13 protein-coding genes and 1 tRNA gene are annotated in these 13,221 nt (G+C 58.8%); 7 read left to right on the top strand and 7 right to left on the bottom strand.

The features are described 5' to 3' along the window. Position 1: 1 nt before the first annotated feature. Together FQ185_RS06220 and FQ185_RS06215 are read left to right on the top strand one after the other, a co-directional pair. A complete protein-coding gene (locus tag FQ185_RS06220; RefSeq protein ID WP_149416737.1) occupies positions 2-778 on the top strand; it encodes a divergent polysaccharide deacetylase family protein in 777 nt (258 codons plus the stop codon). Between the two features lie 112 nt (positions 779-890). After that, a complete protein-coding gene (locus FQ185_RS06215; RefSeq protein ID WP_149416736.1) occupies positions 891-2,204 on the top strand; it encodes a Vps62-related protein in 1,314 nt (437 codons plus the stop codon). Here FQ185_RS06215 and FQ185_RS06210 read toward each other — a convergent pair. The 7 genes from FQ185_RS06210 to FQ185_RS06180 form a co-directional block, all read right to left on the bottom strand. After that, positions 2,185-2,940: an ABC transporter substrate-binding protein gene (locus FQ185_RS06210; protein WP_149416735.1), complete on the bottom strand. Its 756-nt coding sequence runs from the start codon at positions 2,938-2,940 to the stop codon at positions 2,185-2,187. The genes FQ185_RS06215 and FQ185_RS06210 overlap by 20 nt on opposite strands. Positions 2,941-3,018: 78 nt before the next feature. Further along, a complete protein-coding gene (gene hisF / locus FQ185_RS06205) occupies positions 3,019-3,789 on the bottom strand; it encodes an imidazole glycerol phosphate synthase subunit HisF (protein ID WP_149416734.1) in 771 nt (256 codons plus the stop codon). Between the two features lie 9 nt (positions 3,790-3,798). Continuing rightward, positions 3,799-4,536 carry a 1-(5-phosphoribosyl)-5-[(5-phosphoribosylamino)methylideneamino]imidazole-4-carboxamide isomerase gene (gene hisA, locus FQ185_RS06200; protein WP_149416733.1) on the bottom strand — a complete coding sequence of 246 codons (738 nt, stop codon included), beginning with the start codon at positions 4,534-4,536 and terminating at the stop codon, positions 3,799-3,801. Between the two features lie 42 nt (positions 4,537-4,578). Further along, positions 4,579-4,836 (bottom strand): DUF2164 domain-containing protein, encoded by a 258-nt coding sequence (locus FQ185_RS06195; protein WP_046045558.1) that lies wholly within the window; start codon positions 4,834-4,836, stop codon positions 4,579-4,581. After that, positions 4,837-5,475 carry an imidazole glycerol phosphate synthase subunit HisH gene (hisH, locus tag FQ185_RS06190; protein WP_090176778.1) on the bottom strand — a complete coding sequence of 213 codons (639 nt, stop codon included), beginning with the start codon at positions 5,473-5,475 and terminating at the stop codon, positions 4,837-4,839. Next, complete coding sequence (hisB, locus tag FQ185_RS06185) at positions 5,475-6,068, bottom strand: imidazoleglycerol-phosphate dehydratase HisB (protein ID WP_003218037.1); 594 nt, start codon at positions 6,066-6,068, stop codon at positions 5,475-5,477. The genes hisH and hisB overlap by 1 nt, the downstream gene beginning before the upstream one ends. A 268-nt stretch (positions 6,069-6,336) precedes the next feature. Continuing rightward, positions 6,337-8,001, bottom strand: coding sequence for an OFA family MFS transporter (locus FQ185_RS06180; RefSeq protein ID WP_149416732.1), 1,665 nt, complete (start codon positions 7,999-8,001; stop codon positions 6,337-6,339). Positions 8,002-8,225: 224 nt separating this feature from the next. Between FQ185_RS06180 and FQ185_RS06175 the strand changes: the two genes are divergently transcribed. The 5 genes from FQ185_RS06175 to FQ185_RS06155 all read left to right on the top strand — a co-directional run bounded on the left by FQ185_RS06175 (position 8,226) and on the right by FQ185_RS06155 (position 12,437). Then, positions 8,226-8,630 (top strand): acetyl-CoA sensor PanZ family protein, encoded by a 405-nt coding sequence (locus FQ185_RS06175; RefSeq protein ID WP_149416731.1) that lies wholly within the window; start codon positions 8,226-8,228, stop codon positions 8,628-8,630. A 78-nt stretch (positions 8,631-8,708) separates the two neighbouring features. After that, entirely contained in the window at positions 8,709-10,925 is a 2,217-nt protein-coding gene (locus FQ185_RS06170; protein ID WP_149416730.1) for an AsmA family protein, read from the top strand. Further along, positions 10,922-11,989 (top strand): A/G-specific adenine glycosylase, encoded by a 1,068-nt coding sequence (mutY, locus tag FQ185_RS06165; protein WP_149416729.1) that lies wholly within the window; start codon positions 10,922-10,924, stop codon positions 11,987-11,989. The genes FQ185_RS06170 and mutY overlap by 4 nt, the downstream gene beginning before the upstream one ends. Further along, on the top strand, positions 11,986-12,258 hold the full coding sequence (locus FQ185_RS06160) for an oxidative damage protection protein (RefSeq protein ID WP_149416728.1): 273 nt from the start codon (positions 11,986-11,988) through the stop codon (positions 12,256-12,258). The genes mutY and FQ185_RS06160 overlap by 4 nt, the downstream gene beginning before the upstream one ends. A 103-nt stretch (positions 12,259-12,361) precedes the next feature. After that, positions 12,362-12,437, top strand: a tRNA-Phe gene (locus FQ185_RS06155). Positions 12,438-13,221 lie beyond the last annotated feature (784 nt).

Here is a 13,221-nt window from a genome sequence, read left to right as displayed (position 1 = left end):
GATGCGTTTGTGGTTTATCTTCGGTCTGTTGTGCTGTCTGACGGGTGTTGCTAATGCAGCGCCCGTCACGACGGCGCCTCAAAAGGCCTACCTGACTCTGATCATTGATGACCTGGGGCAAAACCTGCCCCGGGATCGCCGCGTGCTGGCCCTGCCCGGCCCGGTGACTGTGGCGATCATGCCCGACACACCCCACGCCACCGAATTCGCCCGTGAAGCTCATCGCTCCGGCAAGATCGTCATCCTCCACATGCCCATGGACCCGGCCACCGGCCCGTTCGCCTGGCACCCCGACTTGTCCATCGACGAGCTTGAGAAACGCCTGAACGCGGCGTTCAAGGTTGTGCCCTACACCGCTGGCATCAACAACCACATGGGCAGCCGCATGACCGCCCAGCCAGTCGCTATGGCGTGGTTGATGGCGGACTTGCAGCGTCGACACAAGCTCTTCGTCGACAGCCGCACCAGTGCGCAGACTGTGGCGGCAGCCGAGGCGCAGAAGATCGGGTTGGCGAGTGTTTCGCGGGATGTGTTTCTGGATGATGAACGCACTGAAGCGGCTATTTTTACGCAGCTACAGACGGCGATCACCCTGGCGCGAAGTCAGGGTTCGGCGGTGATGATCGGGCATCCGTATCCGCAGACGCTGGCGGTGCTGGAGCGTGAGTTGCCCAAGCTCAAGGCTCAGGGTATCGAGTGGATCAATATCAAGCAGATGATCAGTGTGCGCGGCAATCGCGCCATGGTTGCTCATGGCAAAAACGGCATTTATCGGTAACCCTGCCAAAACCTATAAATAATTACCGCCAGACGCCTCGCCCCATTCCGGATAGTGAGACCTGTAACAGGTAGCGGCTCCCCTGAGCTGCTTTCAACTATCAGGATTGACTATGAATACCGATGACACGGTTACACCGGCCGCGACGCAAATGGAGTCGATAAAATTCGACAACCTGCTGATCAACTTTACGACGGAATTCCAACGGATCTGGAACACCAAGGGCTCACGTGCAAACCTTGCGAGCTTTTGGCGACCTACCCCTGCCCCCGATTTGCTGCCAGGTTATTTCCCACTGGGCGACCTCGCTGTTTCCGGAGACGTAAACATCAACGGAAAAAGAGTGATGGCGGTTGTCTGCGAGGGCGACCCGCAGAGCGTAGATACCTCCAAAGGAAAAGCACTCAGCCGGCCTGACGACTTTGAACAAGTCTGGAGATATTCCGGCTCGGGGGCGGACGGTGCGATATGGCGTCCGATTCCGCCTGACGGGTATGTGGCACTGGGACTGGTGTGCTCCAATGACCATGAAAAACCTTCACTTAACGCCGTACGTTGCGTCCGGGCGGATCTGGTGATCGCTTCAAGCGTTGGCGACTTGATCTGGAACGACCGGGGCAGCGGCGCCAGGCAGGACTTCAGCACCTGGAATATTGATCCTCCGGCAGCAGCAGCTGGAGAGATCTACTTTGCTCCAGGCACCTTTGCAGGTTCCAACAGCTTCACCAAACCCTCGACTCACGCCGCAGCTTATTCATTGCGAATGCAGATTCCCCTCCAGATCAATCCCGCACCAGAGGTGCCGGTACTCTCAGGATTCGAAGCGCCGCCACCTCCCGAAACATCCGAGGCTACCCAAATTGCCAAAATTCCTTGGTTCGCGGTCGAAGACAACGCCCTGCTACCCATCGATAAATTAAGCAAATCCCCGTACTACTACTTGAGAAGAACAGACCAATACGTGCTCGTCGGGTACGGCCACAACACAGGCGACAAAAGCAGGCTATTCAAATGGACAGCACCCCGCGTTTTGTTCCACGCGGTATTGCAGGCATTCAACCGCATCACGTCTATCAAGGTCACAAGCGCATGGCCGACCGGGGCTTCGGACGCTGTCCGACCAATAAAGTTCTCGGCAAAATTGAGCAGTCATTTCACTCATACCGAAAAATCGTCCAGCGGATGGATCACCCCGAACGCCGTGGAAGTCGTCGTCATCGTTCCGCAAAACAAGATGTCGGCGGTTTATCAGCTGCAGAGCCACTACGACCTATGGCGCGAAGATGGCACAGAAGCGGCAATCAACTTCGCTTACGCCGATAGCGACAGTTTGTACTGGGCCGAATATCCGCCTAAAGACAGTGAAGTCACCGCCGCCATTCTGCCGATGACAGATTCGCCAACCGCTACAGATACCGCGCCATGATCTCGTCGACCACGCCTTCCTTGCGTAGCTGATCCAGTGCAGCCTGCAGTTTTGCGACGGTTGCGTCAGGCACATCCTTGTTCAGCGCCAGGTACAGCTCGGCGCTGTTGAAGCGCAGCACGGTCTTGAGCCCGGTTACCCCGTCCTGGCGCGCCAGATAGCGCCCGGCCGGGTCTCCCGTAGCCCACAAGTCAATCTGGCCGCTGGTGAGCTTCTTCGCATTATCCTGATCACGCAGCACAACAATCGGCTTCAATCCTTGCTTGGCCAATGTCTCGGCAATCGCATCGCCCTTGTAGGCGCCAATCTTGTACTTGCGCGCCTGATCCAGCGTCTCGAGCGTGATCTTGCTGTCAGCCTTGGCCAACATGATCCAGTCGTCCGGACCGATAGGGCCAACCCACTTGAACAGTTTCTCGCGGTCCGGCAACCGCGCCATGACGAAAACCCCGTAACCCGGTTTCTCCAGGGCGAGTTTGTAGATTCGCTCCCAAGGGAAACGCAGCGTCAGGCTGTAAGTAACTTCGGCACGCTTGAATATCTCGCGGACGATGTCCACGGCAATGCCATTGATGTTCTCGTCCTGAGCGAAGTTCTTGCCGTTCTTCGCCATGTTGTAGGGGGGGAAATTTTCCGTCAGCAACACCAGGTCGGTGTCGGGATTTTCTGCGGCATGTGCCCCATTGACGAGCAACAGAGAAGCGCTGGCGAGGACAAGAAGAAGGCGTTTAAGCATGTCTGGCTACCTGAATCCATGGCGTACCCAAGAGTGCCTTGAGCCCGCCATGATGTCCACTGGCCTGTATCGGGTTGTTTACCGCATCACGATGCCGCGATGAGCCATGTAGGCCTTGGCTTCCTGCACGGTGTATTCGCCGAAGTGGAAAATACTCGCCGCCAATACCGCGCTGGCGTGACCTTCGATAATGCCGTCGGCCAAATGCTGCAGGTTGCCGACACCACCGGACGCAATCACCGGAATGCCCAAGGCATCACTGATCGCGCGGGTGACGCCCAGGTCGAAGCCGTTTTTCATGCCGTCCTGGTCCATGCTGGTCAGCAGGATTTCGCCCGCACCCAGGCTTTCCATCTTCTTCGCCCACTCGACGGCATCGAGACCGGTAGGTTTGCGACCGCCATGGGTGAAGATTTCCCAGCGCGGAATTTCACCCGGACCGGAAACCTTCTTGGCATCAATGGCGACAACAATGCACTGCGAGCCGAAATGCTGCGCCGCTTCGCCAACGAATTCCGGATTGAACACCGCAGCAGTGTTGATCGAGACCTTGTCCGCACCGGCATTCAGCAGGTTGCGAATGTCCTGCACGGTGCGCACGCCACCACCCACGGTCAGCGGGATGAACACCTGGCTGGCCATGCGCTCGACGGTATGCAGCGTGGTATCGCGACCATCGACGCTGGCAGTGATGTCGAGAAAGGTAATCTCGTCGGCACCCTGCTCGTCATAGCGACGGGCGATTTCCACCGGGTCACCGGCGTCGCGGATGTTCTCAAACTTGACGCCCTTGACCACCCGGCCGTTATCCACGTCCAGGCAAGGGATGATGCGTTTGGCCAGCGCCATGATCAGTCCTCAGCCTTTGTACGAATCGCAGAAAGCTTGCGCTTCAGCGACGTCGAGGGTGCCTTCGTAGATCGCCCGGCCAGTGATCGCGCCGATGATGCCGGGCGCCTTGGCGTCGAGCAGCGACTTGATGTCACCGAGGTTGTGGATGCCGCCGGAAGCGATCACCGGAATCTTCGTCGCAGCGGCCAGCGCAGCGGTGAACGGTACGTTGCAGCCCTGCATCATGCCGTCTTTGGCGATGTCGGTATAAACGATCGCAGACACACCGTCGGCTTCGAATCGCTTGGCCAGGTCGATGACCTGAATGGTGCTGATTTCAGCCCAGCCGTCAGTGGCGACGAAACCATCTTTAGCGTCGAGACCAACAATCACTTTGCCCGGGAACGCGCGGCAGGCTTCAGCAACGAAAGCCGGATCTTTCACGGCTTTGGTGCCGATGATCACGTAGCTCACACCCGCTTTCACGTAATGCTCGATGGTTTCCAGGGAACGGATACCGCCGCCGATCTGGATCGGCAGGTTCGGGTAGCGCTTGGCGATGGCGGTGACCACTTCACCGTTGACCGGCTGGCCTTCGAAAGCACCGTTCAGGTCGACCAGATGCAGACGGCGGCAACCGCCCTCCACCCACTTGGCAGCCATGCTCACCGGGTCATCGGAGAACACCGTGGAATCTTCCATGCGGCCCTGGCGCAGACGAACACAGGCACCGTCTTTGAGATCGATAGCGGGAATAATCAGCATCTGGCAAACCTTCAAATTCGATTGTTCAGCTTCGCTCGAAAATCAGTTTTTCTCGAGCGCCCACAGGTCGCTTTCGATGCTTTCGAACCTTTCTTTAAGGTGCGTCTGCACATCGAAAATCGCCCTGTTGTAATAGTGCGGCGCAATTTCACGGGTAAACAGCTCAAGGATCTCAGCCGCTTCGAACGAACCCAGGTCCAGTTCGAAGCGATCTTCCATGAAGCGTTTGATCTTGTGATTGGCCTCGTTCTCCTGCTCGGGAGTGAGGGTCAGGATCGGCGGCTTCTTTTTGGCAGCCATTTACCAGCGACCATCCCACGCGGCGAAGTTCTGCAGTAATTGCAGGCCATGGGTATGGCTCTTCTCCGGGTGGAACTGCACGGCGAAACGCGAGCCATCGGCCAGCGCGGCGGCGAAATCGACACCGTAGTGACCACCACCCACCACCTGCCGCGCATTGCCGGCAGCGATGTAGTAGCTGTGCACGAAGTAGAATCGCGCAAGGTCCGGAATGTTGTGCCACAGCGGGTGACTCACCGTCTGCTTCACTTCGTTCCAGCCCATGTGCGGGACTTTCAGGTGCTCGCCATCTTCATGCAGGTCTTTGCCGAAGAACTTCACCGCGCCCGGGAACAGGCCGATGCAGTCGACGCCGTCGTTCTCTTCACTGCTGTCGAGCAAGGCTTGCATGCCCACGCAGATGCCGAGGAACGGACGATCCTGGCTGACTTCTCGCACCAGCGAGTCGAAGCCCAGGCGGCGGATCTCCGCCATGCAGTCGCGAATCGCGCCGACGCCGGGAAATACCACCCGGTCTGCTTCGCGAATCACATCGGCATCGCTGGTGATCAGGACCTTGCCGGCACCGACGTGCTCGAGGGCCTTGGCCACCGAGTGCAGGTTACCCATGCCGTAATCGATAACCGCGACCGTCTGCATTACAGAACGCCTTTGGTCGATGGCATCTGACCGGCCATGCGGTCATCGAGCTCTACGGCCATGCGCAGTGCGCGGCCGAAAGCCTTGAACACAGTCTCGATCTGGTGGTGGGTGTTGGTGCCACGCAGGTTGTCGATGTGCAGGCTGACGAGGGCGTGGTTGACGAAGCCCTGGAAGAATTCCTGGAACAGGTCAACATCGAAGCCGCCGACGGTGGCGCGGGTGTAGGGAACGTGCATCTGCAGGCCTGGACGGCCGGAGAAGTCGATCACCACGCGCGACAGCGCTTCATCGAGCGGCACGTAGGCGTGGCCGTAGCGACGGATGCCTTTCTTGTCGCCGATGGCTTTGGCAAAGGCCTGACCCAGGGTGATACCGACGTCTTCCACCGTGTGGTGGTCGTCGATATGCAGGTCGCCCTTGCTGACAATATCCAGGTCGATCAGCCCGTGACGGGCGATCTGGTCCAGCATGTGCTCAAGAAAAGGAACACCGATATCAAATCGGGCCTTTCCGGTGCCATCCAGGTTGATCGAGGCTTTGATCTGGGTTTCCAGAGTGTCGCGCTCGACTGACGCCTTACGTTCGGCCATCACCAGCTCCGCAAAATCATTGGGCGAAAAAGGCAACCATTATAGGGGCGCGGGCCGGAAACAGAAACACGGGAGGTGATATGACTGACGGACTGAATTCAGTGCTGTCAGCGCTAGACATGTCCATACAAGCCATTTGCCCACACCACAAAACAAATGTGGGAGTGAGCCTGCTCGCGATGAGGCCATCACATTCAACATCTCTGTCGACTGTCAGACCGCTATCGCGAGCAGGCTCACTCCCACAAGGGTGATGCGCTTACTTAACTTAGTGGAACAGGACTGCGGTTTTTTGCAGGGTAATCCAAACACCCCACGCCAACGGAATCCCCACCACCAGCCACGCTGCAATCGCCAACGGACGCGTGCCAGGCGCCGCTTTCCACTCCAGCGAAGTACTGGCATCAGCACCCTTGTCGTGGCCCAGCGCCTGTTCGGCAGCCAGTTCAGCGTCGGTCATGAAGTACTTGTCAGCCACCGGACGAACCATCAGGTTGCACAGGAAACCCAGCACCAGCAGGCCTGCGAGGATGTACAAAGTGATGTCATACGCCGCGGCGCGTTCAACGCCGATGCTCAGCTGATACTCGCGCAGGTAGTTCACCAACACCGGACCCAACACGCCCGCCGCCGCCCACGCCGTCAACAGACGACCGTGGATCGCGCCGACCATTTGCGTACCGAACAAGTCAGCCAGGTAAGCCGGCACCGTCGCAAAACCACCGCCGTACATCGACAGAATGATGCAAAACGCCGCCACGAACAGCGCAACGCTGCCCAAGTGACCGAGGTTCGGGATCAGCGCGTACAAGGCAAAGCCCAGTGCGAAAAACACGAAATAGGTGTTTTTGCGACCCAGGTAGTCCGAGAACGAAGCCCAGAAGAACCGGCCACCGATGTTGAACAGGCTCAGCAAACCAGTGAAACCGGCAGCAATCGCCGCGATCGAAGCCAGTTGCCCGGCGTCCAGTTGACCAAATGGCAGGTCAACGCCGATCAATTTGCCACCGAATACTTCCTGCAACAGCGGCGAAGCCATGCCGAGGATGCCGATGCCCGCCGAAACGTTCAGGCACAGCACCAGCCACACCAAACGGAATTGCGGGGTTTTCCACGCAACGTTCACGTGAACGTGACGATGAGTGATCATCGCGTTCGACGCTTTCTTCGCCGGAGCGGTCCAGCCTTCAGGCTTCCAGCCGGTTGGCGGAACGCGGTAGGACAGTGCGCCACCGATCATGAACACGAAGTAGATCGCAGCCATCACCAGGAAGCTCTGCCATACGCCGACGCTGGTTGGCGAAGCGAAATGGCCCATAAGTGCCGCAGCCAGTGGAGCACCGACCATCGCGCCACCGCCGAACCCCATGATTGCCATGCCGGTCGCCATACCGCGCTTGTCCGGGAACCACTTGATCAGGGTCGAGACCGGCGAGATGTAACCCAGCCCGAGGCCGATACCGCCAATGACCCCGGAGCCGATCCACATCAGCCAGATCTGGTGGGTATACACCCCCAGCGCTGAAATCAGCAGACCGCCACACCAGCACAGCGCTGACACAACACCGGCCTTGCGCGGCCCTGCGTGTTCCAGCCAGCCACCCCAGATCGCTGCCGAACAGCCGAGGAAGATGAAGAACAGGGTGTAGATCCAGCCGAGCATCGAGATCGGCCAGTCACATTGAGATGAAAAGACTTGAGCGATAAAGCTCATGTCCGGCGCACAGGCCGTTGCCTTGGTCACACCCAAGGCTTTGGACAGTGGCAACCAAAACACCGAGAAGCCGTAGGCCATGCCGATGCAAAGATGGATGGCCAGTGCGGCCGGTGGTACCAGCCAGCGGTTGAAACCGGGCTTGGCGATGATGCGTTCCTTGGACAGGAACGAGGGCTGGTCAGCCGTGAAGCCGTCCGCCGTAATGCTCGTGGTCATTGTGTATCCCCCAATTATTAGTATGGTTCGCCTGCCACTCTTCACCCCCAGCCTTTATGCGCACGCATGACTGTTTTCTCGGGGTGAAGCTCCATTTTGGTGCGACGTCAAGTCGCAGAAGGACGGACGAACCGGCAGAGGTTACCATCTGTACGTGACAGAAAAACCAAAGTGATATCACCTTTTTATATGTTGTCTGTTCTCGTACCACCGAAGGAACCGTCATGCCGATCATAGTTGAGCCGCTGAACGAAGCTACTTATCAGGATCAGCAAGATCTGCAAAAGATCTATCGCGATGCGCCGGACTGGCTGTTTATCCCGTTTGCCGGGGAAGTGCATTTGATCGAAAGCTGCCTGCAGGACGGCTCGCTGATTGCCGGCCGCTTCAACGATCGCCTATTGGGCGCAGCACGCCTGCAACGGCATCAGTATGTGTGGCATCTGTCCCGACTATGCGTCAGAAAAATTACCCGTCGTCGTGGTGTCGCCGAGCGACTGGTGAACGAAGCACAGAAAATGGCGTCGCAATCGGGTGCGACATTGCGTTTGCTGGCGCCGGCCGGGCACCTGGAGGCGCAAGCACTGGCCGCCAAACTGAAAGTGCCGCTGGATGTGTTGCCGACGTGATCACTGCCCGGTCGTCCGCTTTGGAGCGCTATACTCCCCGGCTAAATTTCGAATTCGACTAATTACAAGGACTCGCCCATGAAAGCGTTCGGCAAAATCCTGGGGCTGGTGCTTCTCGGGCTGTTGCTGATCATTGTGGCGCTGGGCTTTGCCCTGACGCACCTCTTCGATCCCAACGACTATAAAGACGAGATTCGCCAGATTGCCCGCGACAAGGCCCACATCGAGCTGACGCTCAATGGCGATATCGGCTGGAGCCTGTTCCCGTGGCTGGGCCTGGAATTGCACGAAGCCAGTGTCGCGACCCTGGCCAAGCCCACCGAACCGTTCGCTGACTTGCAGATGCTCGGTCTGTCGGTACGCGTGATACCGCTGCTGCGCCGTGAAGTGCAGATGAGCGATGTGCGCGTCGAAGGCCTGAACCTGCGCCTGACCCGCGACAAGGACGGCCATGGCAACTGGCAAGACATCGGCAAGGCACCAGCGCCGGCCACGCCGCCAGCGACCTCTGGTGAACCAGCGGCCGAGACCACCGCCCAAGCGGAAAAACCGGCCCAGCCAATCCGCCTGGACATCGACAGCCTGACCATCAACAACGCCCGCGTTGAATACAGCGACGAAAAAACCGGCCAGCAGTTCAGCGCCGAAAGTATCCAGCTGAGTACCGGCCCGGTGCATGACTCCACCAACATCCCAATCAAACTCACCGCGTTCCTGGGCACCAATCAACCGGTCTTGCGAGTGCGCACTGAGCTCAATGGCGAGCTGCGTTTCGAGCGCGCGTTGCAGCGTTACAAGCTCGAAGACATGAAACTGTCGGGTGAAGTCGCCGGCGATCCGCTGCAAGGCAAGACCATGACTTTTGCTGCCCAAGGGCAGTTACTGCTGGATAAAGCTGCGAACGTCGCCGAATGGACCGGCATCAAGATCTCTGCCAACCAATTGCGCGCATTGGGCGAGTTGAAGGTCAACGACCTCGACAAGACCCCGCAAATCAGTGGCGGCCTGTCGATTGCTCAGTTCGACCTGGCCAAATTCGTTGACAGTATCGGCCAGAAACTCCCGGCCATGGCCGAAGGCAGCCTGAGCAAAGTCGAGCTGGCCAGCCGTCTTGCGGGCACGCCCACAAGCCTGTCGCTTGACGATATCAATCTGAAAGTGGACGACAGCACCTTCACCGGCCGCATTGCTGTCGAGGACTTCGCCAAGCAATCGCTGCGGGTGAACCTCAAGGCCGACACTTTCAACGTCGACCGTTACCTGCCGCCGAAATCTGCCGAAGCCAGCAGCGCGACGCAGGTCCGTCAGGCCGAAGTCGCCAGCACCGAAGCCGATGCCATGGCCGGCGCGGGCAGCACACCGCTGCCGCCAGCACCCACCAAAGGAGCCTGGAGCACCGAACGCCTGTTGCCGGTGGAACGACTGAGCAAACTCGACGTAGACGCTGACCTGACCTTCGGCCAACTGACCCTCGAAAAACTGCCGATCCAGAACGCGGCGCTCAAGGCCACCGGCCAGGGCGGCCTGCTGACACTGGAGAATCTGCGCGGCGATCTGTACGACGGCAACTTCGAAGCCAAGGGCACCCTCAACGTGCGCCAGCAGGTGCCAGCGCTGAACATGCAGACGAACATCAGCAAAGTGCCTGTGGAAAAAATCCTCGAAAGCCAGGGTAAAAATCCGCCGGTCAAAGGTCTGGTCACGCTCAACAGCAACCTGACCGGCAGCGGCAACAGCCAGAGCGCGCTGATCGAAAGCCTCAACGGCAACGCCAGTTTCGTCATCAACAACGGCGTACTGCTCAATGCCAACCTCGAACAACAGCTGTGCAAAGGCATCGCCACCCTCAACCGCAAATCCCTCACCGGCGAGCCACGTGGCAAGGACACACCGTTCCAGGAGCTCAAGGGCAACCTGACCTTCCGTAACGGTGTGGCCAGCAACCCCGACCTGAAAGTGCGCATCCCGGGCATGACCGTCAACGGTGACGGTGATGTCGATCTGCGGGTGCTGGGCATGGATTACCGCGTGGGCGTCATTGTCGAAGGCGACAAGAGCGACATGCCGGACCCGGCCTGCCAGGTTGGCGAAAAGTTCGTCGGCATCGAGTGGCCACTGCGTTGCCGCGGCCCGCTGGAACTGGGCGCCAAGGCCTGCCGCCTCGATAACGAGCGCATGGGCCAGGTCGCGAGCAAACTGGCTGGCGAGCGGATCAGTGAAAAAATCGACGAAAAGCTTGGCGACAAGGTCAGCCCTGAACTGAAAAACGCCTTGAAGGGGCTGTTCAAGCGATGAGAGCCGAGCAGTTTTCATCGGCGGTGCTGGATTGGTACGACCGCCACGGCCGCCACGATTTGCCTTGGCAACAAGGCATCACGCCGTATCGGGTGTGGGTTTCGGAAATCATGCTGCAGCAGACGCAGGTCAGCACCGTGCTGAATTACTTCGACCGGTTCATGGCCTCGTTGCCGACGGTCGAAGCCCTGGCCGCTGCTCCGGAAGACGAAGTGCTGCACCTGTGGACCGGGCTCGGCTACTACACCCGCGCACGCAATCTGCAGAAGACCGCGAAAATCATCGTTGCCGAATACGGCGGCGAGTTTCCGCGGGATGTGGAAAAGCTTGTTGACCTGCCGGGTATCGGTCTGTCCACGGCGGGTGCTATCGCCAGCCTGAGCATGGGCCTACGGGCGCCGATTCTCGATGGCAACGTCAAACGCGTGCTGGCGCGCTTTACCGCGCAAGAGGGCTACCCGGGCGAGCCGAAGGTCGCGAAACAGCTGTGGGCGAACGCTGAGCGCTTCACGCCGCATGATCGGGTCAACGCCTACACCCAAGCGATGATGGATCTGGGCGCCACGCTTTGCACCCGCAGTAAGCCGAGCTGTCTGCTCTGCCCACTGGAAAAGGGCTGCGAAGCTCACATGCTCGGCCTGGAAACCCGCTACCCGATCCCCAAACCGCGCAAAGCCGTGCCACAGAGGCGTACGTTGATGCCGATGCTCGCCAACGGCGAAGGCGCGATTCTGCTTTACCGCCGCCCTTCAACGGGCTTGTGGGGCGGTTTGTGGAGCCTGCCGGAACTCGACGACCTCGACGACCTGCAACATTTGGCTTCGCAGCACTCGCTGGAGTTGGGCAGCCAACAGGCACTGCCAAGCCTGATGCACACGTTCAGCCACTTTCAGCTATCCATCGAACCCTGGCTGGTTCAGGTCCAGGAGGCCGGCCATCACGTGGCCGAGGCCGACTGGCTCTGGTATAACCTCGCCACCCCGCCGCGCCTGGGCCTTGCCGCCCCGGTCAAAACCTTGCTCGAACGCGCGGCCGCCGTATTGAACGCAGGAGAGTCGTCATGACCCGCACCATCATGTGCCGCAAGTACAAAGAAGAATTGCCCGCCCTGGACCGTGCTCCATTCCCGGGCGCCAAGGGTCAGGATATTTTTGACCACGTCTCCGCCAAGGCCTGGGCCGACTGGCAGAAACACCAGACCCTGCTGATCAACGAAAAACGCCTGAACATGATGAACGCCGAAGACCGCAAATATCTTCAGGGCGAAATGGACAAGTTCTTTTCCGGCGAGGAATACGCCAAGGCTGACGGCTACGTTCCGCCGGCTGAATAATCGCGATTTTTCGAGGGTCGGGTCGTAAGCGACGGTAATAATTAAATATTTTTTGAAAACTTGCTTGACGACCCCCCGAAAAACCCGTTTAATGCGCCCCGTTGCCCAGATAGCTCAGTCGGTAGAGCAGGGGATTGAAAATCCCCGTGTCGGCGGTTCGATTCCGTCTCTGGGCACCACCTTTCGTTTTCAGGTGATGCCAAGCACACCTGAAAACACACAAGAAACCCGCCTAGTGCGGGTTTTTTGCTTTCTACGGTTCCCAACCGTTCCCTTTGTAGCCCAAAAATATGTGAGTAGATCCAGTTCGGTCTAGAAATCTACTCACACCATGACGGCAATACGCCCGCCTGGTGCGGCCTGCAAGGAGGCTGCGTGCCACTCTCGGATATCCACTCTGGCATCCACGGTTCGGGCTGGGTGCCCTGATCGGTTACCAGGATGGTTACTCACCCCGGTTAACATGCTTTTGAGTGAATCGAACCGCGCACGCCGGAAAGCCCATCCACAAGGCAGCGACGTAACGAGTCAACCTGTAACAGAGGGTGTAAGGGCTAGGGGAGGTTTCTCGCATGGTTTCGCGCACGTCCGTCGCGCACGGGACGATGCGCGAAGCCCCTCCCCCGTCAAAATTTCACGCAGCCCTTCACGCAGTGATTTCACACATCCTGGTACGCGTGAAACCGCCTCAGAGGCAGAGTTGTCCGGCATGGTACGCAGACGGGTACGCACCATCGGTACGCACTTGCCGGCGCGAACTTGGCTGGTTGCCAAGCGCGAGGTGTCCATCGTTGTTTCGACCAAAATCAGGTGTTTTTACTGGAAACAAAAGTCGTACCCAGGGATTTCACTGGTCGAACGCTGATTTGCGAAAACCAACCCCATGAATGAGGCCGGTCAACCCCGATTCGCGAAACACCCCATGCAATCCCCCCCGCGCAATGCTAGCCAGCGTCAGCTTCA

The sequence above is a fragment of the Pseudomonas sp. ANT_H12B genome, assembly GCF_008369325.1.
Classification (GTDB): domain Bacteria; phylum Pseudomonadota; class Gammaproteobacteria; order Pseudomonadales; family Pseudomonadaceae; genus Aquipseudomonas.
The sequence above is the reverse complement of the archived record's forward strand: the minus strand, read 5'-3'. Positions and strand labels throughout refer to the sequence as shown.